The sequence below is a fragment of the Pseudomonas arsenicoxydans genome, assembly GCF_900103875.1.
GTDB classification, from domain to species: Bacteria; Pseudomonadota; Gammaproteobacteria; order Pseudomonadales; family Pseudomonadaceae; genus Aquipseudomonas; species Aquipseudomonas arsenicoxydans.
The window spans coordinates 4,931,803-4,955,981 of the sequence record NZ_LT629705.1; the positions used below are offsets into that span (position 1 = coordinate 4,931,803).

Annotated in this window: 23 protein-coding genes; 10 read left to right on the forward strand and 13 right to left on the reverse strand. The window is 61.1% G+C overall.

The window, feature by feature from the left end:
- Positions 1–48 precede the first annotated feature (48 nt).
- Entirely contained in the window at positions 49–669 is a 621-nt protein-coding gene (locus BLQ41_RS22925; protein WP_090184756.1) for a TetR/AcrR family transcriptional regulator, read from the reverse strand.
- A gap of 139 nt (positions 670–808) precedes the next feature.
- On the opposite strand from BLQ41_RS22925, the gene copC reads away from it, so the two are divergent.
- The 9 genes from copC (at position 809) to BLQ41_RS22970 (ending at position 9,354) form a co-directional block, all read left to right on the forward strand.
- The gene (gene copC / locus BLQ41_RS22930; protein WP_090184759.1) at positions 809–1,174 is read left to right on the forward strand and encodes a copper homeostasis periplasmic binding protein CopC; all 366 of its coding nucleotides are present in this window, start codon (positions 809–811) and stop codon (positions 1,172–1,174) included.
- Positions 1,175–1,177: 3 nt separating this feature from the next.
- Positions 1,178–2,035, forward strand: a complete 858-nt coding sequence (gene copD, locus BLQ41_RS22935; RefSeq protein WP_090184762.1) for a copper homeostasis membrane protein CopD — start codon at positions 1,178–1,180, stop codon at positions 2,033–2,035.
- A 157-nt stretch (positions 2,036–2,192) separates the two neighbouring features.
- On the forward strand, positions 2,193–3,494 hold the full coding sequence (locus BLQ41_RS22940; RefSeq protein ID WP_090184765.1) for an OprD family porin: 1,302 nt from the start codon (positions 2,193–2,195) through the stop codon (positions 3,492–3,494).
- Between the two features lie 220 nt (positions 3,495–3,714).
- Positions 3,715–4,533, forward strand: a complete 819-nt coding sequence (locus tag BLQ41_RS22945) for an NAD-dependent epimerase/dehydratase family protein (protein WP_090184768.1) — start codon at positions 3,715–3,717, stop codon at positions 4,531–4,533.
- Between the two features lie 42 nt (positions 4,534–4,575).
- Positions 4,576–5,469, forward strand: a complete 894-nt coding sequence (locus BLQ41_RS22950) for an SMP-30/gluconolactonase/LRE family protein (protein WP_090184771.1) — start codon at positions 4,576–4,578, stop codon at positions 5,467–5,469.
- Between the two features lie 64 nt (positions 5,470–5,533).
- A complete protein-coding gene (locus BLQ41_RS22955) occupies positions 5,534–6,505 on the forward strand; it encodes a TRAP transporter substrate-binding protein (protein WP_090184775.1) in 972 nt (323 codons plus the stop codon).
- Between the two features lie 78 nt (positions 6,506–6,583).
- Positions 6,584–7,111, forward strand: coding sequence for a TRAP transporter small permease (locus BLQ41_RS22960; RefSeq protein ID WP_090184778.1), 528 nt, complete (start codon positions 6,584–6,586; stop codon positions 7,109–7,111).
- Complete coding sequence (locus BLQ41_RS22965; RefSeq protein ID WP_090184782.1) at positions 7,112–8,392, forward strand: TRAP transporter large permease; 1,281 nt, start codon at positions 7,112–7,114, stop codon at positions 8,390–8,392. It abuts the gene before it with no gap.
- 77 nt (positions 8,393–8,469) lie between these two features.
- A complete protein-coding gene (locus BLQ41_RS22970; RefSeq protein WP_090184786.1) occupies positions 8,470–9,354 on the forward strand; it encodes an aldose 1-epimerase in 885 nt (294 codons plus the stop codon).
- Here BLQ41_RS22970 and BLQ41_RS22975 read toward each other — a convergent pair.
- From BLQ41_RS22975 to pedF, 12 genes are all read right to left on the reverse strand, one after another.
- Positions 9,339–11,066, reverse strand: coding sequence for a PAS domain-containing hybrid sensor histidine kinase/response regulator (locus BLQ41_RS22975; protein ID WP_090184789.1), 1,728 nt, complete (start codon positions 11,064–11,066; stop codon positions 9,339–9,341). The two genes, BLQ41_RS22970 and BLQ41_RS22975, sit on opposite strands and share 16 nt — an antisense overlap.
- The gene (gene ercA, locus BLQ41_RS22980; RefSeq protein WP_090184792.1) at positions 11,050–12,213 is read right to left on the reverse strand and encodes an alcohol dehydrogenase-like regulatory protein ErcA; all 1,164 of its coding nucleotides are present in this window, start codon (positions 12,211–12,213) and stop codon (positions 11,050–11,052) included. Before ercA ends, BLQ41_RS22975 begins: the two co-directional genes overlap by 17 nt.
- Before the next feature lie 235 nt (positions 12,214–12,448).
- Positions 12,449–13,582, reverse strand: coding sequence for a pyrroloquinoline quinone biosynthesis protein PqqE (gene pqqE / locus BLQ41_RS22985; protein ID WP_090184796.1), 1,134 nt, complete (start codon positions 13,580–13,582; stop codon positions 12,449–12,451).
- Positions 13,579–14,331, reverse strand: a complete 753-nt coding sequence (pqqC, locus tag BLQ41_RS22990) for a pyrroloquinoline-quinone synthase PqqC (protein ID WP_090184798.1) — start codon at positions 14,329–14,331, stop codon at positions 13,579–13,581. Before pqqC ends, pqqE begins: the two co-directional genes overlap by 4 nt.
- Before the next feature lie 154 nt (positions 14,332–14,485).
- Complete coding sequence (pqqB, locus tag BLQ41_RS22995) at positions 14,486–15,400, reverse strand: pyrroloquinoline quinone biosynthesis protein PqqB (RefSeq protein WP_090184801.1); 915 nt, start codon at positions 15,398–15,400, stop codon at positions 14,486–14,488.
- A gap of 53 nt (positions 15,401–15,453) precedes the next feature.
- Positions 15,454–15,525, reverse strand: a complete 72-nt coding sequence (pqqA, locus tag BLQ41_RS23000) for a pyrroloquinoline quinone precursor peptide PqqA (protein WP_081499480.1) — start codon at positions 15,523–15,525, stop codon at positions 15,454–15,456.
- Positions 15,526–15,784: 259 nt separating this feature from the next.
- Entirely contained in the window at positions 15,785–17,305 is a 1,521-nt protein-coding gene (gene exaC, locus BLQ41_RS23005; RefSeq protein ID WP_090184804.1) for an acetaldehyde dehydrogenase ExaC, read from the reverse strand.
- A 265-nt stretch (positions 17,306–17,570) separates the two neighbouring features.
- Positions 17,571–19,349, reverse strand: coding sequence for a PQQ-dependent methanol/ethanol family dehydrogenase (locus BLQ41_RS23010; protein WP_090184807.1), 1,779 nt, complete (start codon positions 19,347–19,349; stop codon positions 17,571–17,573).
- Between the two features lie 272 nt (positions 19,350–19,621).
- Positions 19,622–20,560 carry a quinoprotein relay system zinc metallohydrolase 1 gene (locus tag BLQ41_RS23015; RefSeq protein WP_090184810.1) on the reverse strand — a complete coding sequence of 313 codons (939 nt, stop codon included), beginning with the start codon at positions 20,558–20,560 and terminating at the stop codon, positions 19,622–19,624.
- A gap of 16 nt (positions 20,561–20,576) precedes the next feature.
- The gene (locus BLQ41_RS23020; RefSeq protein WP_090184812.1) at positions 20,577–21,338 is read right to left on the reverse strand and encodes a quinoprotein dehydrogenase-associated SoxYZ-like carrier; all 762 of its coding nucleotides are present in this window, start codon (positions 21,336–21,338) and stop codon (positions 20,577–20,579) included.
- Positions 21,338–22,213 carry a substrate-binding periplasmic protein gene (locus BLQ41_RS23025; protein WP_090184816.1) on the reverse strand — a complete coding sequence of 292 codons (876 nt, stop codon included), beginning with the start codon at positions 22,211–22,213 and terminating at the stop codon, positions 21,338–21,340. The genes BLQ41_RS23020 and BLQ41_RS23025 overlap by 1 nt, the downstream gene beginning before the upstream one ends.
- Positions 22,214–22,216: 3 nt before the next feature.
- Positions 22,217–22,678 (reverse strand): cytochrome c-550 PedF, encoded by a 462-nt coding sequence (pedF, locus tag BLQ41_RS23030; protein WP_090184819.1) that lies wholly within the window; start codon positions 22,676–22,678, stop codon positions 22,217–22,219.
- A 276-nt stretch (positions 22,679–22,954) separates the two neighbouring features.
- On the opposite strand from pedF, the gene BLQ41_RS23035 reads away from it, so the two are divergent.
- The gene (locus tag BLQ41_RS23035; RefSeq protein WP_090184822.1) at positions 22,955–24,139 is read left to right on the forward strand and encodes an ABC transporter substrate-binding protein; all 1,185 of its coding nucleotides are present in this window, start codon (positions 22,955–22,957) and stop codon (positions 24,137–24,139) included.
- Positions 24,140–24,179: the final 40 nt, after the last annotated feature.

Sequence of the window (24,179 nt, forward strand, 5' to 3'; positions counted from 1 at the left end):
TTACAGGGTTATGCAATTCCCTGTAGGAGCTGGCTGCGATCTTGTGCTTCAAGGCTCCAACCCGATCCCGCGCAATATCACACTCGTCACCGTCTGCACCGCCCGTTCGAACTGCATGTCCGACAGCGGCTGATGATCATTGAGAATATTCACCTGATGATCAAAGTCGGCGTAATGCTGGGTCGAGGCCCAGATCATGTACAGCAGGCTTGAAGGTTCCACCGCCAGGATGCGTTTGTCTTCGACCCACTGGCGGATCTTCGCTTCCTTCATCTTGGCCCAGTCATACAGGCTCACGTCCAGCTTCTCGCCCAGGGTCGGCGCGCCATGGATGATTTCGTTGGCCCAGACTTTGGAGCCATAAGGCCGGCTGCGGGAGTGATTCATCTTGGCGCGGATGTAGCTGCTGAGCACCACGCGCGGGTCGTCGAACATCTCGAAGCACAGTGCGTCCTGCTTCCACACTTCCAGCAAGCCCAGCAACACGGCGCTGTACAACTCACTCTTGGTGCTGAAGTAGTAATGCAGGTTGGAACGAGGCAGTTGCACTTCGGCGGCAATATCGGCCATGGCGGTGCCACCGAAGCCTTTTTCGGCGAAAACCTTTTCGGCTCCCAACAGAATTTTCTCGACATTACTGCGACGAATTTCGATCTTGTGATTGCCCATGAGGGCTCCCTGACAACAGCGTTGTCCAAGACTAGCATCCGCTCTACCCTGCGGCGACAAGCGAAAACGAAACTTCGTATACATGGCAACTCGCGGGTAAACTGGCCGCCTCTTCGACCCTGCCTCAGAGGTATTCACGATGCTGTTCAAGAAAGCCCTGGCCACCACCGCCCTGCTCGGCTCGCTGCTGGCCGCTTCGTCGGTATGGGCCCATGCCCATCTGAAAGACCAGACCCCGGCGGCGAACAGCACCGTGAGCGCGCCATCGGAGCTGCGACTGGTGTTTTCCGAAGGAGTCGAAGCGACGTTCACCAAGGTCACGATCAGCAAGGACGGTGCCGATGTGCCGGTCAAAAGCCTGGCCACCGAAGGCAGTGACAAGAAAACCCTGATCGTCACCCCAGCGGCCCCTCTGGCGCCAGGCGCCTACAAAGTCGAATGGCACGCGGTATCGGTCGACACCCACAAAAGCGAAGGCGCCTACAGCTTCAAGGTCGGCCAGTAATTCATGACGAGCGCGATGGTGCTGTGCCGCTTTTTGCATTTCACCGTGGTGCTGATGCTGTTCGGGGCCGGGGTGTTCAAACCGCTGCTTTTAGGGCCTGGCAACGCATTCGATCAGCCACTGTTGCGAGTGACCCGCCTGCTCGCGACAGTGGCTTTGCTCAGTGGCGTCGGCTGGCTGCTGCTGATCACCGCCAGCATGGCTGGAGCGTGGGACGCGGCATTCGATCCGTCGACCCTGCGGCTGGTACTGGGCAGCACGTTTTTCGGCCAGGTGTGGCGCTGGCATCTGCTGCTCAATGCCTTGCTGGTGGCGCTGCTACTGACGCCCTGGCGCTCTTGCGCGCCGCTGCGTCTGGGCCTTGCAAGTCTGCTGTTGGCCACCTTGGCCCCGGTCGGCCATGGCGCCATGCTCGATGGCCTCCAGGGTCAGTTGCTGATCCTCAACCAACTCGTTCACTTGACCTGTGTCGGCATCTGGCTCGGCGGGTTGATGCTGTTGGTGATGATCCTGCGGCAACCGACGGGCCTTGCGATCAATCCGATATTGCGCCGCTTCAGCGGTGTCGGTTACGGGTTGGTGGCGGGATTGCTGATCACCGGGCTGATCAATGTGCGGGTCCTTACCGGGCAGTTTTGGCCGACACCCTTGCTGGCGGGGTTCGCGCTCATCCTGCTGATCAAGGTGCTGCTGGTGGCCATCATGCTGGGGCTGGCGTTGTTCAATCGACTGCAGGTCAAGGATTGCGAACAGCGCCTGGCAACGCTGAGATTGAGCGTGATCATCGAATGGTTGCTGGGCATTGGCGCAGTGGCCGCCGTATCCCTGCTGGGCACCATGCCCCCGATGATTGCAAGCTGAACACAAACTCACTCCCACAGGATTTTGGCTAACTCCGCGCAAGTCATCGTATAACTTCTGATTGACAATCCCTGAATCCCTCGCAAATAATCGCCCTAATGTTGTACGACGACGTATGACAAACAATAAAAACAACAAGAAACAAGGGAGCGTCACAGTGAGCAAGCTCGTCCGCAATTCCTCCGTCTGCACCCCGCGCCTCACCTTCATCCGCCGTCATACGCTGAGCCTGATCGGTTGCAGCAGCCTGGCCGCCCTCGCGCTGCCCATGACCAGCCACGCAGAAGGTTTTGCCGATGACGCCAAGGCCACGCTCAATCTGCGAAACGCCTACTTCAATCGCAACTACACCAACCCGGCCTATCCGCAGGGCAAGGCTGAAGAGTGGACGCAAAACTTCATCCTCGACGCCAGGTCCGGGTACACCCAGGGCACTGTAGGTTTCGGCATGGACGTGCTGGGCCTGTACTCGCAAAAACTCGACGGCGGTAAAGGCACCGGTGGTACCCAGCTGCTGCCGATCGGTAGCGACGGGCGCCCTGCCGACAACTTCGGCCGTCTGGGCGTGGCGCTGAAAAGCAAAATCTCGAAAACCGAATTGAAGGTCGGCGAATGGATGCCGGTGTTGCCGATCCTGCGCTCCGACGACGGTCGTTCGCTGCCACAGACCTTCCGTGGCGGCCAGGTGACGTCTACCGAAATCAGTGGCCTGACGCTCTACGGCGGCCAGTTCCGCCAGAACAGCCCACGCAACGATGCGAGCATGGAAAACATGTTCATGAACGGCAAATCGGCGGCCATCAACTCGGACCGCTTCAACTTCGGCGGCGGTGAATACGCATTCAACGACAAGCACACCCAGGTCGGCGTCTGGTACGCAGAGCTCAGCGACATTTATCAGCAGCAGTATTTCAACCTGAGCCACAGTCAACCAATGGGCGACTGGACCCTGGGCGCCAACCTCGGCTACTTCATCGGCAAGGAAGATGGCAGCGCCCTGGCCGGCGACCTCGACAACAAAACCGCCTTCGCCCTGCTCTCGGCCAAATACGGCGGCAACACCTTCTATGTCGGCCTGCAAAAGCTGACGGGCGACTCGGTCTGGATGCGCGTCAACGGCACCAGTGGCGGCACGCTGGCCAACGACAGCTACAACTCCAGCTATGACAACGCCCGGGAAAAATCCTGGCAGGTGCGGCATGACTACAACTTCGTGGCACTCGGCGTTCCGGGCCTGACCTTGATGAACCGCTACATCAGCGGCGATAACGTGCACACCGGGGCCATCACCGATGGCAAGGAATGGGGCCGCGAAACGGAACTGGCCTACACCGTGCAAAGCGGCGCGCTGAAAAACCTCAACGTCAAATGGCGCAATGCAACCATCCGCAAAAACTTCAGCACCAACGAGTTCGACGAAAACCGCGTCTTCATCAGCTATCCGATTTCGTTGTTGTAACGGTTTACCCAATCAATTCGGGCGCGAGCCTGCTCGCGGAAGCGCTGTACCAGACAGACTGTCTGTCGACTGGTACGCCCTCGTCGCGCGCAAGCTCGACTTCGCAAATGACCCTCCGTCATTTTCAACCAAAGTCGCGTTGACAAGACTTGGAAAGCCTAACGATACTTTGGCAAAGTCATACGACAACCTACAACAATAACTGCGCGCAGGGATTTCCATGACCGCCACGCCTACTCCCCCTTTCAATCGCCTGCTGCTGACCGGCGCCGCCGGTGGCCTCGGTAAAGTCTTGCGCGAAACGATGCGCCCCTGTGCCAACGTCATTCGCCTGTCGGACATCGTCGACATGGCACCGGCCCTCGATGACCGTGAAGAAGTCGTCATCTGCGACCTCTCGGACAAGCAAGCCGTGCATCAACTGGTCGAAGGCGTAGACGCGATCCTGCACTTTGGTGGCGTATCGACGGAGCGCTCGTTCGAAGAGATCCTCGGCGCCAACATTTGCGGCGTGTTCCACATCTATGAAGCCGCACGTCGCCACGGCGTGAAGCGGGTGATTTTCGCCAGCTCCAACCACGTGATCGGCTTCTACAAGCAGGGCGAAATCATCGACGCCCACTCCCCTCGCCGCCCCGACAGTTACTACGGCTTGTCCAAGTCCTACGGCGAAGACATGGCCAGTTTCTACTTCGATCGCTACGGCATCGAGACCGTCAGCATCCGCATCGGCTCTTCGTTCCCGGAACCGCAAAACCGCCGGATGCTGAGCACCTGGCTGAGCTTCGGCGACCTGACCCACTTGCTCGAATGCGCGCTGTACGCACCGAACGTCGGCCACACCGTGGTCTATGGCGCGTCCGACAACAACGACGTCTGGTGGGACAACCGTTACGCCGCCGGCCTGGGTTACAAGCCTCAGGACAGCTCCGAAGTGTTCCGCGAAAAAGTCGAGGCCCAGCCGATGCCGGCTGCCGATGACCCGGCCAGGGTTTACCAGGGTGGCGCGTTTGTGGCGTCAGGCCCGTTCGGCGACTGAGTCATCGCCCCCTATAACAAAAACCCAAGGGAATGAGTTGCCATGCAAGCCGAATTGATTGTCGATGCCCGTAACGCCGTCGGTGAAAGCCCGGTCTGGGTCCCCGAGGAAAACGCCCTGTACTGGGTTGATATTCCTGCCGGCGGGCTGCAGCGCTGGAGTGCCGACAGCGGCCATGTACATGCCTGGACCGCGCCGGAAATGCTCGCCTGTATCACCCGTCACAGCGACGGCGGCTGGGTGGCTGGCATGGAAAGCGGCTTCTTTCATTTGCACCCGCACAACGATGGCAGCCTCGACAGTGAACTGCTGGCGCACGTCGACCACCCTCGCACGGACATGCGCCTGAACGACGGACGCTGTGATCGTCAGGGCCGATTCTGGGCCGGCAGCATGGTGCTGAACATGGGCGCCAATGCCGCTGAGGGCACGCTGTACCGCTACAGCAATGGCCAGCGCGGCCCGCTCGCGCCTCAGCTCTCTGGTTTCATCGTGCCCAACGGCCTGGGTTTCAGCCCGGACGGCCGCACGATGTACCTGTCCGATTCCCATCCCTTGGTCCAGCAGATCTGGGCCTTTGATTACGACATCGACAACGGCACACCGTCAAACCGCCGGCTGTTCGTCGACATGAATCAGTTCCCAGGACGCCCCGACGGCGCCGCAGTGGATGCCGAAGGCTGCTATTGGATTTGCGCCAACGATGCTGGACTGATTCACCGTTTCACCCCGGATGGCCGACTGGACCGTTCCCTCGCCGTCCCCATAAAAAAACCCACCATGTGCGCCTTCGGTGGCAGTCGACTGGACACGCTGTTCGTGACCTCGATCCGCCCTGGCGACGACCATGATCAACACTCACTGGCCGGTGGGGTGTTCGCCCTCAATCCCGGCGTCAACGGTTTACCGGAACCGCTTTTCAACGCTTTACCTTGACCGCTTGTGCTGCACCGCTGCGCCTTGAATACAAAAAAAATAACAACACTGGAGACACCCCCCCATGGACTTCAAACGCACCTTGCTCGCCGCTGCACTCCCCCTGGCCTTCTCCCTCAGCAGTGCCGTCCAGGCACTGGAAATCAAATTCGCCGATATCCACCCCGCCGGTTACCCGACCGTCGTGGCCGAAGAGCAACTGGGCAAAACCCTGGTCGCCGACAGCGACGGCAAGCTGACCTTCAAGATGTTCGCCGGCGGTGTGCTCGGCTCGGAAAAGGAGGTGATTGAACAGGCGCAAGTCGGCGCCATTCAAATGGCCCGGGTCAGCCTCGGCATCGTCGGACCGGTGGTGCCGGACGTGAACGTGTTCAACATGCCGTTCGTGTTTCGCGATCAGGCGCACATGCGCAAAGTCATCGACGGCGAGGTGGGCGACGAGATCCTCGACAAGATCACCAACTCCGAATTCAACCTGGTCGCCCTGGCCTGGATGGACGGCGGCACGCGCAACATCTACACCAAGAAACCGGTGCGCAAACTCGAAGACCTCAAGGGCATGAAAATCCGCGTGCAAGGCAATCCGATGTTCATCGAGACCATCAACGCCATGGGCGGCAACGGGATTGCGATGGACACCGGCGAAATCTTCAGCGCCTTGCAGACCGGGGTGATCGATGGCGCGGAAAACAACCCGCCGACGCTGCTCGAACACAACCACTACCAGAACGCCAAGTTCTACAGCCTGACCGGGCATTTGATCCTGCCTGAGCCGATCGTGATGTCCAAAATCACCTGGGACAAACTCACCCCCGAGCAGCAGGTGCTGGTGAAGAAAACCGCCAAAGCCGCACAGGCGCAAGAACGCACTTTGTGGGATGCCAAATCGGCCAGCAGTGAGGAAAAACTCAAGGCGGCCGGTGTCGAATTCATCACCGTCGACAAGAAACCTTTCTATGAGGCCACCGCCTCGATCCGCGAGAAGTACGGCGCGCCTTACGCTGACTTGATCAAGCGCATCGAAGCCGTTCAGTAACCCTCCTTGCCCTCATGAAAGGCCCGGCGCCGCTGACGTTGGTGTACATCAGCGTGCGCCCGGTTACGGTGGAACCCGATGAAGAATCTGCTGCTGCGCATCAATGACACGCTCTACATGACCTGTATCTGGGTCGCCGGGCTCTCCGTCCTGGCCATTGCGTTAATCATCCCCTGGGGCGTTTTCGCCCGTTACGTACTCGGCACCGGCTCCAGCTGGCCGGAGCCCACCGCGATTTTGCTGATGATGCTGTTCACCTTCATCGGTGCCGCCGCCAGTTACCGCGCCGGGGCACACATGGCGGTGGCAATGCTCACCGACCGCATGGCCCCGCCAATGCGCAAGGCGCTCAGCGTTTTTTCCCAACTGTTGATGGCGACCATTTGCCTGTTCATGGCGATCTGGGGCACCAAGCTGTGCCTGTCCACTTGGAACCAGTTCATGAGCGCCCTGCCGACGTTGCGCGTCGGCATCACGTATATGCCGATCCCGATTGGCGGCGTGCTGACGCTGGTGTTTGTGCTGGAAAAACTCTTGCTCGGTGACCAGAGCAATCGTCGGGTCGTGCGCTTCGACCTGGTTGAAGAAAGCGAAGGGGCTGCCTGAATGGACGCGTTGATTCTGTTGGGCAGTTTTATTGCGTTGATCCTGATCGGCATGCCGGTCGCCTATGCACTGGGGCTTTCCGCCCTGATCGGTGCCTGGTGGATCGACATCCCGTTCCAGGCGCTGATGATTCAGGTTGCCGGCGGCGTGAACAAGTTCTCGCTGTTGGCGATTCCGTTCTTCGTCCTGGCGGGCGCGATCATGGCCGAGGGCGGCATGTCCCGTCGGCTGGTGGCGTTTGCCGGGGTGCTGGTCGGGTTTGTCCGTGGCGGCTTGTCGCTGGTCAACATCATGGCCTCGACCTTTTTCGGCGCGATCTCCGGCTCCTCGGTGGCGGACACCGCGTCGGTCGGTTCAGTGCTAATTCCGGAAATGGAACGTCGGGGCTATCCAAGGGAATTCGCCACCGCCGTGACCGTCAGTGGTTCGGTACAAGCCCTGCTGACCCCGCCGAGCCACAACTCGGTGCTCTACTCACTGGCCGCCGGCGGCACGGTGTCGATCGCCTCGCTGTTCATGGCTGGCGTGGTCCCAGGCCTGTTGATGAGCGCGTGCCTGATGGTGCTGTGCCTGATCTTCGCGAAAAAGCGCAACTACCCCAAGGGCGAAGTCATTCCCCTGCGCGAAGCCCTGAAGATCTGCGGCGAAGCGATGTGGGGCCTGATGGCGATGGTTATCATCCTCGGTGGCATTTTGTCGGGGATCTTCACCGCCACTGAATCGGCGGCAATCGCGGTGCTGTGGTCGTTCTTCGTGACCATGTTCATCTACCGCGACTACAAGTGGAGCGAGCTGCCGAAACTGATGCACCGCACCGTGCGAACCATCTCGATCGTGATGATCCTGATCGGCTTCGCGGCGAGCTTCGGCTACATCATGACCCTGATGCAGATCCCATCGAAAATCACCACGATGTTCCTGACCCTGTCGGACAACCGTTACGTGATCCTGATGTGCATCAACGTCATGCTGCTGTTGCTCGGCACCGTGATGGACATGGCGCCGCTGATCCTGATCCTGACGCCGATCCTGATGCCGGTGATTCTCGGCATTGGCGTGGACCCGGTGCAGTTCGGCATGATCATGCTGGTGAACCTGGGAATTGGTTTGATTACACCGCCGGTGGGCGCGGTGCTGTTCGTGGGGTCAGCGGTGGGCAAAGTCAGTATCGAAAAAACCGTGAAAGCGCTGCTGCCGTTCTACGGCGTGCTGTTCCTGGTGCTTCTGGCCGTGACCTACATTCCTGCACTGTCGCTGTGGTTGCCGCATTTGGTGTTGTGATAAAGGTGCCCCTCGGTAAAACGAGGGGCACACACCGGCCTGTAACCTCCGCGTCCTTCCATCAGAGCTCAACCGATATGACGCCAGACCTTCTCGAACTCGAAGATCAATTCACCCGCCTTACCCTCGCCCCTGAACTCGGTGGCAGCCTCGTCAACTGGACGATTCGCAGCACCGGACAGCCGTTGTTACGGCACAACGACGACCAGGCGCTGAACACCGGCCTGCCGGGGAAACTCGGTTGCTACCCTTTGGTGCCGTGGTCGAACCGCATCGCCCAAGGGGGTTTCGACTGCCCCGATGGCTGGCTCGCCCTGGCACCCAACAGTCTCACCGATCCACTGCCGATCCACGGCAGCGCCTGGCAACAACCGTGGCAGGTGGTATCGCAGACGCAGAATGAAGTGGTGCTGCAACTCGACAGCTCAACGCCGTTCGCTTATCGCGCCCGGCAGCGGTTCCACTTGAGCGAGGGGCGATTGAGCATCGATCTGCAGGTCACTCATCTGGCTGAAAACGCTGCGTGGCACGGGCTCGGGCTGCATCCCTACTTTCCGCGCACCGCAAACACCCGGCTACAGGCCAAGGCTGAACAGGTCTGGTTATGCGATGGTTCGAGACTGCCGACAGCGCGGGTCGAACGGCCCGCCGAGTGGGACTTCGATCAACTCAATGCGCTGCCGGACACATTGGTCGACAACGGTTTCTGCGCGTGGGACGGCCACTGCCTGATCCAGCAACCCGACTTGGGTTACGAACTCGATTGCCAAGCCACCGGCAGCGACACCTACCTGCTCTACTGCCCGCCGGGCCTGGGGTTTTTCTGCATCGAACCGGTGAGCCACCCGGTCAACGCGCACCACCTGCCCGGACGGCCAGGCTTGCGTCTGCTGGAAAAAGGCCAATCCAGCGAACTCGGCTTCAGCCTGCACTATCGTCCGCTCGGCTACCCGAGCATCTGACTCAGCACCGCGCGCAACTTGCCGGGTTTCACCGGTTTGTTCAGCAGCGGCGCATCGAGTCGTTGCAGCGCGCGCCGGCACTGGTCGGTGCGGTCGGCCGTGATGATCACCGCCGGAATCGACTGACGGTAATGCTCACGCAAATGCCGCACCACGTCAGAGCCGACCACCCCGTGATCGAGGTGGTAATCCGCCAGAATCAACTCCGGCGCCCGCCCCTTCAAGGCTGCCAGCGCCGAGGATTCATCCGTGGCCGTGACCACCTCGCAGCCCCACTGCCCGAGCAACGCGCTCATGCTTTCAAGGATGCTCACTTCGTTGTCCAGCACCAGCAGGCGCCGGCCCGGCAACGGATTACCCGCGCCCGGCTGCGGAGCCGCCAGACTGATCGGCAACGGAATCTCATGGGAAATCGGCACGTCGATGCTGAACATCGAACCGCGCCCCGGCCGCGAATGAACGCCGATTTTATAACCGAGAATCTTGGCGATCCGTTCGACAATGGCCAGCCCCAGACCCACGCCTTTGCGGTCGGCGGCGCGGCCGACATCGAGTTGATTGAATTCCAGGAAGATTGAATCGAGCCGGTCCGCCGCGATCCCGCGCCCGGTGTCCCAGACTTCCAGGCGCAGCATGTCCCCGCGCCGTCTGGCACCCAGCAGAATGCTGCCCTCATCGGTATAACGGCAGGCATTGCTGAGGAAGTTGCGCAGGATGCGCGTCATCAGGCGCAAGTCGGTATGAATGGCGTAATCGCCCATGTGCACCCGCAGATTCAATCCGGCGGCTTCGGCCACTGACTGAAACTCCGAAACCAGCGGCGCGAGTAATTCATCGAGGCGGTACAACGCGACATCCGGTTTGACGGCGGCCTGGTCGAGCCGGGAAATGTCCAGCAAATCGGTGAGCAAATCCTCGGCCCCTTCCAGGGCCTGGTGCGTTCGCTCCACCAACACCTGCTCGACATCCGGCAACTTGCGCTCGCGCAACGTCGAGATCAGCAAGCGCGCAGCGTTGAGCGGTTGCAACAGGTCATGACTGGCGGCGGCCAGATATTTGTCTTTGCTGCGATTGGCGGCCTCGGCAGCGTCCCGGGCATCGCGCAAGGCTTCTGCGATCTGTTTACGCTGGGTGATCTGTTGTTGCAGGTTGCGGTTGGCTTCCAGCAATTCGTCGGTGCGCGCGGTGACGCGCTGCTCCAGTTCGTCATTGAGTTGCTGCAGGCGTTGCTGGGCGAGTTTGCGTTCAGTGATGTCGGCGACAAAACCTTCCACCAGCCCTTCCTGATCGGGTTTGAGCAGCAGGTTCATCAGTACGTCGAGGCTGCTGCCGTCTTTGCGGCGCAATTGGGTTTCATAACCGTGCAGGCTGCCCTGGTGGCGAAGGATTTCGCCGATGTTTGCGAGCTCCGTGGCGCCGCCGACAAACAGGTTGCTCGCCAGGTCCGCAAGGGAAAACAGCACCTCTTGCGGGTCCTGATAACCGAGCATGCGCGCCAGCGCCGGGTTGGCGGCGCGCATGCCTTGCAGCAGGCTCGCCTGAAAGATGCCGTGCACGGCGTTTTCGAACAGCCACTTGTAGCGATTGCGCTCCGCTTCCAGCTCGTCCAGCCGCGCGGCGAGTTCCGGGTAATGGCTCTTGCGCGCCGAGTGGCTGCCTAATCCCAATAACCCGGCGAGCGCCCGTTGTTGCTCGTCAGAGGGCTTCGCCATAGACGACCTCGACATCACGCTGACTGGATTGACGCGGGTTGGTGAGGATGCAGGGGTCGTCCATGGCGTGTTGCGAAAGGAACGGGATGTCGGCGGTGCTGACCCCGTGCAAGCCCAGGGTTTCATGAAAACCGATGGCGTGCTTGAGCGCGATCAGGTGTTCGACCAGACGTCCGCAAATCTGCCGGTGATTGAGGCCACGGCAATCGATGCCAAACGTCTCGGCGATCACTTTGAAGCGATCCGGTGCCGAGTTGTAATTGAACGCCACCACGTGTTCGACCAGCACCGCGTTGCACAAGCCATGCGGCAAATCTAGGAACCCGCCCAGGCTGTGGGACATGGCGTGCACCGCACCGAGGATCGCGTTGGAGAACGCCAGCCCGGCCTGCATGCTGCCGAGCATGATTTTCTCGCGCAGGGCGATGTCCGCCGGGTTGGCGATCATCTGCACCAGGTTGCCGTTGATCAGGCGCATCGCTTCCAGTGCATGGGGGTCGGTCAGCGGCCCGTGACCGGTGGAAACGAAGGCTTCGATGGCATGCACCAGCGCATCGATGCCGGTACAGGCCGACAGGAACGGGTCCATGCTCAGGGTGGTTTCCGGGTCGATCAGCGACACGTCCGGCACCACGGCCTTGCTGACGATCGAGAATTTCATGCGCTCTTGCTGGTTGGAAATGATCACGAATTGCGAGACATCCGCCGAGGTGCCGGCGGTGGTCGGGATCAGGATCAGCGGCGGGCTGGGCACGCGGATGGTATCGACGCCTTCGAACTCAAGGATGTTGCGCCCGTGGGCGACGACGATGCCGATGCCTTTTCCGCAATCCATCGGACTGCCGCCACCGACGGCGACGATCACATCGCAGTGGTTTTCCTTGTACAACTCGGCGCCGAGCATGACTTCCTCAACCCGCGGGTTGGGCGACACGTCGCTATACACAAAATAATCGATGCCCTGGGCTTGCAGGCTGGCTTCGACATCGGCGACCCAACCGGCGGCAATCACACCGGGATCGCTGACCACCAGCACCTTGCGCGCACCAAAGGTCTTGGCGCAGTTGCCGACGTTGTGCCGGCAGCCGGCACCAAAGATGATTTCAGGCGAAACGAATTTACGCAGCTGGCTGAGACTCTGGCTCATTTGAAAGCCTGTTTTTATTGTTTTGGAAGGTAAAGCCACACTAACGCATCCGGCTGCGAATGCAATCAGACCAATGGGTAGAGCTTGGTGGATGAACCCGCATTTTCTATCACTGAAGATCCCTGTGGGAGCGGGCTTGCCCGCGATGAGGGCAGAACATTCAACATTGCTGTCGACGGGGATGCCGCTATCGCGGGCAAGCCCGCTCCCACAGGGTTTTGTGTCGACTCTAAGTTCAGCCGCGATAGATCAATCGCGAAGCCTTCTCGTTACGCAACGTCAGGTGTTCCATGCCCTGCCCCGGCGCGTCGGCTTCATCGCGAGCCTTGAGAATTACCCCGTGGTGCGCCGACTTGCTGCACACCGGGTCGGCATTTTCGGCATCGCCAGTCAGCATGAACGCCTGACAACGGCAGCCGCCCAGGTCCTTGTGTTTTTCATCGCAGGAGCGGCACGGCTCCTTCATCCAGTCATCGCCACGAAAGCGGTTGAAGCCGAACGACTCGGTCCAGATGTGCGAAATACTGTGCTCGCGCACGTTGGGAAACTCTACCGGCAACTGCCGCGCACTGTGGCACGGCAACGCCGTGCCGTCCGGGGTGATGTCGAGAAACAGGTTGGCCCAGCCATTCATGCAGGTCTTGGGGCGCTCTTCGTAGTAATCGGGTGTCACGAAGATCAGTTTGCAGGGATGCCCCTGGGCCTCAAGCCGCTCGCGGTACTCATTGGTGATGCGCTCGGCACGCTGCAATTGTTCGCGGGTCGGCAGCAGGCCAACACGGTTGAGCTCGGCCCAGCCGTAGAACTGGCACGTGGCCAATTCGACAAAGTCCGCCTCCAGTTCCAGGCACAGGTCGATGATCTGCGCGATCTGGTCGATGTTGTGCCGGTGGGTGACGAAGTTCAGCACCATCGGATAGCCCTGGGCTTTCACCGCCCGGGCCATGGCCAGTTTCTGCGCGAAGGCTTTGCGCGAGCCGGCCAACATGTTGTTGACCTGCTCGTCGGCGGCCTGAAAGCTGATCTGGATGTGGTCCAGCCCGGCGACCTTGAAATCACGGACCTTCTGTTCCGTCAGGCCGATGCCCGAGGTGATGAGGTTGGTGTAGTAGCCCATGTCCCGCGCGGCCTTGATCAGCTCGGCCAGGTCCTGGCGCACCAGCGGCTCGCCGCCGGAAAACCCCAGCTGCGCGGCGCCCATCTCCCGGGCTTCGCGAAATACCCGAATCCATTCTTCGGTGCTCAATTCTTCTCCCTGCTGGGCGAAGTCCAGCGGGTTGGAGCAATACGGGCATTGTAGCGGGCAGCGATAAGTCAGCTCCGCCAACAGCCAGAGCGGCGGCCCGGGTGGCGTCACGATTGAGTTCACAGCGCGATCCCCCGGTGCCAGACGTTCTTGGTGGTGACGGTGTGATACGGCGGGCGTTCCAGTTCATAGGCCATGCTCATCGCGTCGAGCATGCTCCACAGCACATCGAGCTTGAACTGCAAAATCTCCAGCATGCGCTGCTGGCCTTCGACCGTAACGTAATGCGCGAGGGTAATGCGCAAGCCATGCTCGACATCGCGCCGCGCCTGACTCAGGCGTGTGCGGAAATAGTCATAGCCGGCCGGGTCGATCCACGGGTAGTGCGTGGGCCAGGCGTCAAGGCGGGACTGGTGGATCTGCGGTGCGAACAGTTCAGTGAGTGAACTGCTCGCGGCTTCCTGCCAACAGGCGCGACGGGCGAAATTGACGTAGGCGTCCACGGCGAACCGCACGCCAGGCAACACCAATTCCTGAGAGAGGATTTGCTCGCGGTGCAACCCCACCGCTTCCCCCAAACGCAGCCAGGCTTCGATCCCGCCTTCACTGCCGGGCGCGCCGTCATGGTCGAGGATGCGTTGCAGCCATTCACGGCGCACGTCGCGGTCAGGGCAATTGGCGAGGATCGCGGCATCCTTGAGCGGGATGTTCACCTGGTAATAGAAGCGATTGGCGACCCAGCCCTGAATCTGCGCACGGGTGGCGCGACCAGCGTACATGGCTTGGTGGAAAGGGTGATGGATGTGGTAGTAGGCGCCTTTGGCGCGCAGGGCCTGTTCGAACTCGGCGGGGGTCATGGGGGTGTTGGTCATTGCGGTTCTCCGGGGAACAACCGTTGGATTCTGTGGTGTCTGGTCTGGCCTAATCGCGAGCAGGCTCGCTCCCACAGGAGTCCGGGTCGTACCCGATTTTCTGTGCTAAGCAGGTCCATTGTGGGAGTGAGCCTGCCCGCGATGAGGCCGGCCGCTACAGCTCAATACTCATGCCGTCATAAGCCACTTCAATCCCCCGCCGCTCCAGCAACGCGCGCTCGGCCGAGTCTTCATCGAGGATCGGATTGGTGTTGTTGATGTGGATCAGCACCTTGCGCTGGCGTGGGAACTGCTCGAACAATTCCAGCATCCCGCCAGGACCGCTTTGCGGCAGATGACCCATTTCACTGCCCAGACTCTGGCCGACTTCGCACACGCGCATCTCGTCGTCGCGCCACAACGTGCCGTCCAGCAACAGGCAATCGGCGCGTTGCATCCAGCTCAGCACTTCGTCGTCGATCTGCCCAAGGCCCGGGGCATAGAACACGCTGGCGCCATTGCGCTGGTCTTCGATAAACAAACCGATGGTGTCGCCCGGCTGCGGATTGCCGCGATTGGGCGAGTACGGCGGTGCGTTGCTGACCAGGGGAATCGCGCGAAATTGCAGGTGTGCACAGGCCGCGATGGCGAACGGTTCGCGGTCCAGCCCGATCGGTTGCCACTGCAAACCACCGTTCCAGTGCTTGAGCATGGGGAACAAGGGAAAGCCGCTGCTCAGGTCTTGATGCACACGCTCGGTGCACCACACGTCATGCGGGCAACCTTCGCGCAGGCTCAACAGGCCGGTGCAATGGTCAATCTGGCTGTCGATCAGCACCACCCCGGCAATGGCCGTATCGCGCAAGCGGCGGGCCGGTTGCAGGGGCGCGAAACTCTCTAGCTGCGCGCGAATGTCCGGTGAAGCGTTGCACAGCACCCACTCCACACCGTTGTCGCTCAGGGCAATCGAGGACTGCGTGCGCCGTTGCGCCCGCAGGCTGCCATTGCGCACACCGGCGCACTGACGACAGTTGCAGTTCCATTGCGGAAAACCGCCACCGGCGGCAGAACCGAGAACGCGGATGTGCATGGCAGGCTCCAGAAAGCAGGCCCGGCCAACCCATTAGCTGGCCGGGTGATCAATCAACGGTTGGCGAAATACATCGTCACTTCGAAGCCAATGCGCAGATCGGTAAACGCGGGTTTATGCCACATGGGTCAATCCTCTTCTTGTGCCGGGCAATTCCGGTAAAGCCATTAATGCACGGGGCGCCAGGTGACCGAATGCTACTTTGGAACGAGGCGGCGGCGTGCGTTGGTAGGGGGTATACGGCGGCCTTTAGAAACACACAAAACCAATGTGGGAGCGGGCTTGCCCGCGATGAGGCCAGAACATTCAACATTGATGTCGACTGTCAGACCGCTATCGCGGGCAAGCCCGCTCCCACAGGTTTCGGTGGTGTTTTTGCGAGGGTTAGAAGAACCCCAGCGGATTGATGTCGTAGCTCACCAGCAGGTTCTTGGTCTGTTGGTAGTGGTCGAGCATCATCTTGTGGTTTTCACGGCCGACACCGGACTTTTTGTAGCCACCGAACGCGGCGTGGGCCGGGTACAGGTGGTAGCAGTTGGTCCAGACGCGTCCGGCCTTGATCGCCCGGCCCATGCGGTAGGCGCGGTTGATGTCGCGGGTCCACAGGCCGGCGCCGAGGCCGAACTCGCTGTCGTTGGCAATCGCCAGGGCTTCGGCTTCGTCCTTGAAGGTGGTGACACCCACCACCGGGCCGAAGATTTCTTCCTGGAACACGCGCATTTTGTTGTGACCCTTGAGCAGCGTCGGCTGGATGTAATAGCCGCTGGACAAGTCGCCTTCAAGACGCTCGGCCGCGCCGCCGGTGAGCAGCTCGGCGCCCTCTTCCTGGGCAATTTTGAGGTACGAGAGGATTTTGTCGTATTGCTGCTCGGACGCCTGGGCGCCGACCATGGTTTCGGTGTCCAGCGGGTTGCCGCGCTTGATCTTGACGATCTTCTTCATGACTTCGGCCATGAACGGTTCGTAGATCGACTCCTGCACCAGCGCCCGGGACGGACAGGTGCAGACTTCGCCCTGGTTGAAGAACGCCAGCACCAGGCCTTCAGCGGCTTTCTCGATGAACTGCGGCTCGGCGTTCATGATGTCTTCGAAGAAGATGTTCGGCGATTTGCCGCCCAGCTCAACGGTGCTTGGAATGATGTTCTCGGCGGCGCAATGCATGATGTGCGCACCGACCGGGGTGGAACCGGTGAACGCAATCTTGGCGATGCGTTTGCTGGTGGCAAGGGCTTCACCGGCTTCACGACCGAAGCCCTGGACGATGTTCAGCACGCCAGCGGGCAGCAAGTCGGCGATCAGTTCGGCGAAGACCATGATCGACAGCGGCGTCTGCTCGGCAGGCTTGAGCACCACACAGTTGCCGGCGGCCAGGGCCGGGGCGAGTTTCCACGCAGCCATCAGCAGCGGGAAGTTCCATGGAATGATTTGCCCGACCACGCCCAATGGCTCGTGGAAGTGATAGGCCGTGGTCAGTTCGTTGATCTCGGCGGCGCCGCCTTCCTGGGCGCGGATGCAACCGGCGAAGTAACGGAAATGGTCGGCTGCCAGCGGCACGTCGGCGTTAAGGGTTTCGCGCACGGCCTTGCCGTTGTCCCAGGTTTCGGTGACGGCGAGGATTTTCAGGTTTTGCTCGATGCGGTCGGCGATTTTCAGCAGCACCAGCGAGCGGTCCTGCGCCGAGGTCTTGCCCCAGGCATCTGCGGCAGCGTGCGCAGCGTCGAGGGCTTTGTCGATGTCGGCGGCGCTGGAGCGCGGGAATTCGGCGATCACTTCACCGGTGACCGGCGAGGTATTGGTGAAATACTCGCCATTGACCGGGGCAACAAACTCGCCGCCGATGAAATTGCCGTAGCGCGGCTTGAAGGTCACGACGGCGCCAGGTGTTCCAGGTTGTGCGTAGATCATGGTGGGCCTCTGTCTGGGTCGATGCCTGTCGGCAAACAGGCGATGAACCGATAGTAGAGAGCCCCGCGCCCCAGACGAATGCGCCGTTGGCAGGGGGACTCTCGTTATTTGGTAGTAGATGATCATTCCCACTTTGATCGTTCCCACGCTCTGCGTGGGAATGCAGCCAGGGACGCTCTGCGTCCCAGAGCGGACGCGGAGCGTCCGTTGAGGCATTCCCACGCGGACGGTTCGACGCCTCGACGTGGGAACGATCAGTGCAGGGTCAGTGCTTGGCTACTACAAGGTCTTTAGGCAGCTTGAACGTCCAGAGCATCCCGCCCTGGTTGAAGTCCTTGATGCGCTTGGCCACTTCGCCGCCCCACAGCGGGACCGCGCCACCCCAACCGGAAAGAACGGAGACGTACTGTTCGCCGTCCATTTCCCAGGTGATCGGCGAGCCAAGTACGCCGGAGCCGGTCTGGAATTCCCAGACTTTCTCACCGGTCTTGGCATTGAACGCCTGGAGGAAACCTTCCGGCGTACCGGTGAACACCAGGTTGCCCTTGGTGGTCAGCACCCCGCCCCACAGCGGCGCGTAGTTCTTGTGGCGCCAGACTTCTTTGCCGGTGACCGGATCGATGGCGCGCAACACGCCGATGTAGTCTTCGTTCAACGGTTTGATGGTGAACCCGGCACCGAGGAAAGCTGCGCCTTTCTTGTAGGCGATGCCTTCGTTCCAGATGTCCATGCCCCACTCGTTGGACGGCACGTAGAACAGCTTGGTGTCCTTGTTGTAGGCCATCGGCATCCAGTTTTTCGCGCCGAGGAATGCCGGGGCTACGAACACAGAACTGCCCTTGGCTTCAGAGCCGGGAGCACCGGGACGGCTGGCTTCGTTGTAGATCGGCCGGCCGTCCTTATCCAGGCCGGTGGCCCAGGTGATCTTGTCCACGAACGGGAAACCACGGATGAATTTGCCGTTGGTGCGGTCCAGCACGTAAAAGAACCCGTTACGGTCAGCGGTGGCCGCCGCTTTGATTTCCTTGCCGCCTTCGGTGTAGTTGAACGAGACCAGCTCGTTCACGCCGTCATAGTCCCAGCCGTCGTGAGGCGTGCTCTGGAAGTGCCATTTGATCGTGCCGTCGTCCGGGTTGAGCGCCAGGCGCGACGAGGAGTAGAGGTTGTCGCCAGGGCGCAGGTGCGAGTTCCATGGCGCCGGGTTGCCGGTGCCGAACAGCAGCAGATTGGTTTCCGGGTCATAGTAGCCGCCCAGCCAAGGGGCCGCGCCGCCGGTTTTCCACAGATCGCCCGGCCAGGTCTTGCCGGCTTCGCCGCCGGAGATGCCGTTTTCTATCGCTTTGCCATCCTTGTAGGTGTAACCCATGTGGCCTTCAACGGTCGGCCGGGTCCACAGCAGCTCACCGTTTTTCGGGTCGTAGGCGGAGATCTTGCCGACCACCCCGAACTCGCCACCGGCCACGCCGGTAATCAGTTTGCCGTTGACCACCAAGGGTGCGGCACTGATGGAATAGCCTTCCTTGTGGTCGGCCACCTGCTTGCTCCACACCACTTTGCCGGTGTCTTTGTTCAATGCCACCAGCTTGGCGTCGAGGGTGCCGAAGAACACCAGGTCGCCATACAGCGCCACGCCACGGTTGATCACGTCGCAGCACGGACGGATGTCATCGGGCAGGCGCGCATCGTATTGCCAGAGTTTTTTGCCGGTGCGTGCATCCACCGCAAACACCCGCGAGTAGGAACCGGTCATGTACATCACGCCGTCCTTGATCATCGGCTGCGCTTGCTGACCGCGCTGCTTCTCACCGCCGAAGGAGAACGCCCAAACCGGACGCAAATCCTTGACGTTGTCGACGTTTAGCGTGTCCAGCGGGCTGTAGCGCTGACCCTGGACGCCCAGACCGTTGGTGACGATCTGCTCCGGGTTCTTGGGGTCCTGGAGAATGTCCTGGTCGGTGACACCGGCCAGCGCGGTGCCGGACAGCAGCATGGCACTGAGCAGCACACTCAAGACGAAGGGTTGGCGACGTGCGGGTTGGGTCATGACGGCTACCTCTGCGGTTTTTGTTATACCCGGGAAATTTTTCCGGTCTGGTGCAGATTCTTGGCCGCCGCCGCCCTTGCAACAATTGCCCGCAGTGCTGAGATTGCTAGTTCCTTAGTACAGGGTCGGAGGAGATGAGTATCCAATCCTGTGGTCGACACCGGTCCCTGTGGGAGCGGGCTTGCCCGCGATAGCGCAATGTCAGTCAACGAATGTGTTGAATGTGACGCCGTCATCGCGGGCAAGCCCGCTCCCACTGAGATTTGTGTTGGTCATTTGAGCGTGGCGGAATCGACTCGGGTCATCTGCGCGCGCTCATAGCGCGGGTACAGGTGACTGACACTGCGAATCAGCTCATAGCGGCTCAGATTGATCCCGGCAAAGCGCTCGGGGATGGGGCTGCGGATCATCTCGGTCATGGCGCTGCCATTGGCCGCGCCGTCACGCATGAGCTGGTCGAGCCAGGTGAGGTAGTCGCGCATTTGTTCGAACGGTTGCGGGTCGATGGACACCGGGCCGTGGCCCGGCACGATCAACGTCCACGGCAGGCCTTGAAGGGTGGCGACGTCCGCCAGCCACACCGACAGCCCCGGACTGTTGGGCGTGGTCAACGCCCGTTGGTAAAACACCAGGTCCCCGGCAAACAGCACGCCGGTGGTCTGGTCGAGAATAGCCAGATCCGCGCCGGTGTGCCCACCCAGGCTCAGCAGGCGCAGATCGTGATTCCCAAAACTGTGCACGCCGGGTGTCAGCACCTGGGTCGGCAACACCACTTCGGTGCCGCGCATCCAGTCCCCCACCAACCGATACATGTTCTCGGCCATCGCATTGCCCTGCTGACGCAGTAGCTCGGTGGTGCCGGCCAGCGCGCCGATCGGCACGTCACTGAAAGCCTGATTGCCCAGTACGTGGTCCGGATGATGGTGGGTCAACAGCACCTGGATCACCGGTTTATCGGTGGTCGCGGCAATCGCCTTGCGCATCGCCTCGCCGTAGCGTTTCGACGGCCCGGTGTCGATCACCACCACACCGCGCTCGGTAACGATGAACCCGGTGTTGACGATATTGCCGCCGTTGGCCTGGGCGAAATTGTCGGTGCTGCCTTCCAGCAGCCAGGTGTCCTGGGCGATCTGCCGAGGCTTGAGTACGTAGTCGAGGTCCGCCAGGGCCGGCAGACCCAAGCCCATCAACAACAGCAGCATCCAGCGCATGAGACGCTCCTTTGGCTCAGGGTATGGCCGCATCGAATTGATTGCCGCTGTTGTCGCGCAGTAACAAGCGCGTCTGCCCTGCCCCCTCGATATCGAAGGCCAGGTTCGGGTTTTCGCTGACCGCCGGGAACAGTTCGAGACGGGCCAACAGCTGATCGTTCTGATCCCGCAGCTCGGCATGGTTGATGAAAAATTCCGGAATGCCGCTGACCATGCCGTTGTCCATCGGGTGCGCTATCTGCAAGCGCACACGGCTGAAGGCGTCGCGCGGATATCGACCGCCCACCACCTCGCCGATGTGTTCTTCCCACCCGGCCTGGGTACGCACGACACTGGGCGCGGTGCAGCCACCGCCAGCGGCGTCTATCAACGTCGAACCGACATGCCACAGCCCATCGCGGGTCAGCACCGCCGCGCGCAACGGCGTGGCCTGCTCGATGCGGATGCGGATCGACAGCCACGGCAATACGCGGTCCAGCGGTTGAAAATCGACGATTTTCGGCAGCGGGTTGAGCTCGGCCCAGGCGAGGATTTTCACCACTTCGCCCTTGAACGCCCTGGCATCGATTTCCAGCGGCACTTGCCGGGCGTCTTCGGCGAATGGCGGCGCCAGTAGCTTGACCCGCTCGTCGAACACGAACGGCGCATCACCGAGCATTTGCTTGTGGTAGAAGTCCCACATCACCGACGGCACCGGGTCTTTGCCCGGAACAATGTCGGTCGCGTATGCCGCCAGCGGTAACCAGCAGGCCAACAGGCAACTCGCTCGCCAGTTCACTATTGATACATCTCGGGCACGTCATAACGCAGGCCGTAATGCTCGTAAATGGTCTTGACCGAGCCTTCACGAATCAGGGTTTCCAGCGCCTCTTCCACGGCATAGGCCAGTTGGTGGTTGCTTTCATGCACCGCCATGCCGATTTCCCAGAGCTGCTTGCCCATGTTCGGGTAGGCGTTCTCCGCCAGGGCCACTTGCGGGTCGGCCGCTTCATGCACTTGCCAGTCGATCTCGCCGCGCATGGCCATCACCGCGTCGACTTCGCCGGCCTTCATGGCCGCGAACGCCTGGGGCACATCCGGATAGTGATGGGTCTTGGCGGCGAGCATGCCGTTGAACACAGAGGTCAGGTAAAACGACGGCACGCTGTCGACTTCGACGCCGATCGGGTGCTGCTCGAACACTGCGACGCTGGCGACCTTGTCCAGTCGGCGACGGTCATAAGCGACTTGCCATTGTTCGTTCTGGTACGGCCCGAACATCACCACATGGCCGTTTTCCAGCTCACCGATTTCATTGCGTTTTTGCGCGTAGTCGCGGTCGTACGGCACCCGCATCATCAGGTCGGCCAGTTGCAGATCGTGCAGCTGACTGGCGCGCCAGATGTAATCGCGCAGGTCGTCATCGAGCTTCTCGCCGGCAGGCGCCCAGATCAACGTCAGACGTACGCCCAGGAATTTGGCCAGCGCCTCCGCGAGTTCCACATCCACCCCGCGAGGCTTTCCGGCCTGCTCAAAACTGTAAGGCGCGAAGTCCTTGTAGACCGCGACTTTCAGCTCCCCGGCGGCGATCATCTCGTCAAAGGTACGCACTTGCGCCTGCGCGGCCTGGCAACACAGCAACACGACGCTGATCAACACAGTGAGCAGGCGCATGGCTTACTCCTCGACGTGCACGCTGTCCAGGTAGGAGCGCACCGCCCACAAGGCTTCCTGACTCAGGTAGTCAGCCATCTTCGGCATGTACACCCGACCGTCACGCACGGCGCCATGGCGCACGCGCTCGACGAACCATTCATCACCGGCGTCGCCGACATCGAGCAAGCGCAGATCGGGGGCGATGCCGCCGGATTTGGCTTCCAGGCCATGACACGCGGCGCAGTTCTGGTTGTACGCCGAGGAGCCGATTTCCACGGCCTTGTCGTGTTCCGGAGATGTGCGGTAAGGGTTCACCGAGGCCCAGCCATCGGCATCGACCGGTACGCCGGCATCCTTGATCGGGGTCAGGCCCGGGGTGGCGACCGCCTGAGGCACCACGTTGCCGTGGGCCCAGACCGAACCTGCACTGATAAAGCCGGCCAGCAGTCCGGCAACGAGTAAGGCGCTGCGTTTTGTTGTCATTGTTATGCCCTCAGGATTGCACGCAAAACCTCTTGGAAGAGGCTATGGCACCCATCTTAGGAACCGTCCCGCGCAATCCCCATGCTGCTTTGGTGGCCGCCTTCTAGTCCCTTGGTAGTAGGCTTTGTGGCGCACACCTGAATACCGTCGCCTCTGGCTGAAACCGCCCTCTGCCGGGCGAGCTACTACCTTGGTACTGGCTCACTGGTACTTTCTGCATATTTCATTCTGCCTCGCAGGCTTCCTATGCTGGCGCTACCTGTAATGGAGTGCCTTATGCGCCAGCTTGCCCCTTACGCCCTGATCTACCTGCTGGCCATCGCCTGCGCCGCCGGGCTGGCGACCCAGAGCCAGGCCGCCGACACGCCGCTACAGGTGCAGATCGGCTACCTGGGCTATCGCCCCGACACTGGCCCGCTGCTGTCGAACGTCATTCCCGAACCGGCCGATGCCGGACTTCGTGGCGCAGAACTGGCGATCACTGACAGCAACAGCACCGGGCGTTTTCTCAACCACAGCTACAGCCTGGTCAGCGCGAATGCCGACAGTCCAGATGCGTTGGTTGAAGCGGCCAAGGCCCAACACGAACAGGGCCTTCGCTTGTTTGTCGTGAATGCTCCGGTGGAAACCCTGCGCCGACTCAGCGCCGTGCTGCCCGACAGCTTGCTGTTCAACGCCGGCAGCCCCGACGACAGCCTGCGCACCACCGACTGCCTGCCGAACGTGCTGCACAGCCTGCCAAGCCGGGCGATGCTGGCCGATGCGCTGGCGCAATTTCTGGTGGTGCGCAAATGGCAACGGGCGCTGTTGATCGTCGGCCCGACCCCGGACGATCAGGCCTACGCCGCCGCCCTGCGCCGCGCCGCCAAACGTTTCGGCCTGAAACTGGTCGCGGAAAAAGCCTGGAGTTTCGACAACGACCAACGCCGCAGCGCCCAGGCCGACATGCCGCTGTTCACCCAGACCGCCGAGTACGACGTGGTGCTGGTGGCGGATGAGCGCGGCGATTTCGGTGAATACGTGCCCTATCAGACCTGGTATCCACGGCCGGTCGCCGGCACTCAGGGCCTGACCCCGGTGGGTTGGCACAAAACCGTCGAAACCTATGGCGCCGCCCAACTGCAAAAACGCTTCGAGGCCTTGACCGGGCGCTGGATGAATGACCGCGATTTCGCCGCCTGGATGGCCGTGCGCAGCATCGCCAGCGCGGTGAGCAAGTTGCGTCAGGTCGATCCGATGGCAATCCGCGCCCTGGAAATCAGCGATCAATTGCCCCTCGACGGTTTCAAGGGTCGCAAGCTCAGCTATCGCCCGTGGAACGGCCAGTTGCGCCAACCGATCCCTATCGTGCAACCCCGGGCGCTGGTCAGCACCTCGCCCCAGGACGGTTTCCTCCACCCTTTCAACGAAATGGACAGCCTGGGCTACGACAAGCCCGAGGTCACTTGCCGCTTTCCCTGATGTGGCACTTCACAACAACGACAACAAAAAGGAATCCGCC

Excerpts from the sequence above, each read along its gene's own strand:
- pqqB (WP_090184801.1), bottom strand. The coding sequence starts at position 15,400 with ATGCACATCCGCGTTCTCGGTTCTGCCGCCGGTGGCGGTTTTCCGCAA.
- pedF (WP_090184819.1), bottom strand. The coding sequence starts at position 22,678 with ATGACAACAAAACGCAGCGCCTTACTCGTTGCCGGACTGCTGGCCGGC.
- BLQ41_RS22925 (WP_090184756.1), bottom strand. The coding sequence starts at position 669 with ATGGGCAATCACAAGATCGAAATTCGTCGCAGTAATGTCGAGAAAATT.
- pqqC (WP_090184798.1), bottom strand. The coding sequence starts at position 14,331 with ATGACCAACACCCCCATGACCCCCGCCGAGTTCGAACAGGCCCTGCGC.
- copC (WP_090184759.1), top strand. The coding sequence starts at position 809 with ATGCTGTTCAAGAAAGCCCTGGCCACCACCGCCCTGCTCGGCTCGCTG.
- BLQ41_RS23035 (WP_090184822.1), top strand. The coding sequence starts at position 22,955 with ATGCGCCAGCTTGCCCCTTACGCCCTGATCTACCTGCTGGCCATCGCC.
- BLQ41_RS23015 (WP_090184810.1), bottom strand. The coding sequence starts at position 20,560 with ATGCGCTGGATGCTGCTGTTGTTGATGGGCTTGGGTCTGCCGGCCCTG.
- BLQ41_RS22960 (WP_090184778.1), top strand. The coding sequence starts at position 6,584 with ATGAAGAATCTGCTGCTGCGCATCAATGACACGCTCTACATGACCTGT.
- exaC (WP_090184804.1), bottom strand. The coding sequence starts at position 17,305 with ATGATCTACGCACAACCTGGAACACCTGGCGCCGTCGTGACCTTCAAG.
- BLQ41_RS23010 (WP_090184807.1), bottom strand. The coding sequence starts at position 19,349 with ATGACCCAACCCGCACGTCGCCAACCCTTCGTCTTGAGTGTGCTGCTC.
- BLQ41_RS22975 (WP_090184789.1), bottom strand. The coding sequence starts at position 11,066 with ATGGCGAAGCCCTCTGACGAGCAACAACGGGCGCTCGCCGGGTTATTG.
- BLQ41_RS22945 (WP_090184768.1), top strand. The coding sequence starts at position 3,715 with ATGACCGCCACGCCTACTCCCCCTTTCAATCGCCTGCTGCTGACCGGC.
- BLQ41_RS22970 (WP_090184786.1), top strand. The coding sequence starts at position 8,470 with ATGACGCCAGACCTTCTCGAACTCGAAGATCAATTCACCCGCCTTACC.
- BLQ41_RS22950 (WP_090184771.1), top strand. The coding sequence starts at position 4,576 with ATGCAAGCCGAATTGATTGTCGATGCCCGTAACGCCGTCGGTGAAAGC.
- BLQ41_RS22965 (WP_090184782.1), top strand. The coding sequence starts at position 7,112 with ATGGACGCGTTGATTCTGTTGGGCAGTTTTATTGCGTTGATCCTGATC.
- ercA (WP_090184792.1), bottom strand. The coding sequence starts at position 12,213 with ATGAGCCAGAGTCTCAGCCAGCTGCGTAAATTCGTTTCGCCTGAAATC.
- BLQ41_RS22955 (WP_090184775.1), top strand. The coding sequence starts at position 5,534 with ATGGACTTCAAACGCACCTTGCTCGCCGCTGCACTCCCCCTGGCCTTC.
- BLQ41_RS23025 (WP_090184816.1), bottom strand. The coding sequence starts at position 22,213 with ATGCGCCTGCTCACTGTGTTGATCAGCGTCGTGTTGCTGTGTTGCCAG.
- copD (WP_090184762.1), top strand. The coding sequence starts at position 1,178 with ATGACGAGCGCGATGGTGCTGTGCCGCTTTTTGCATTTCACCGTGGTG.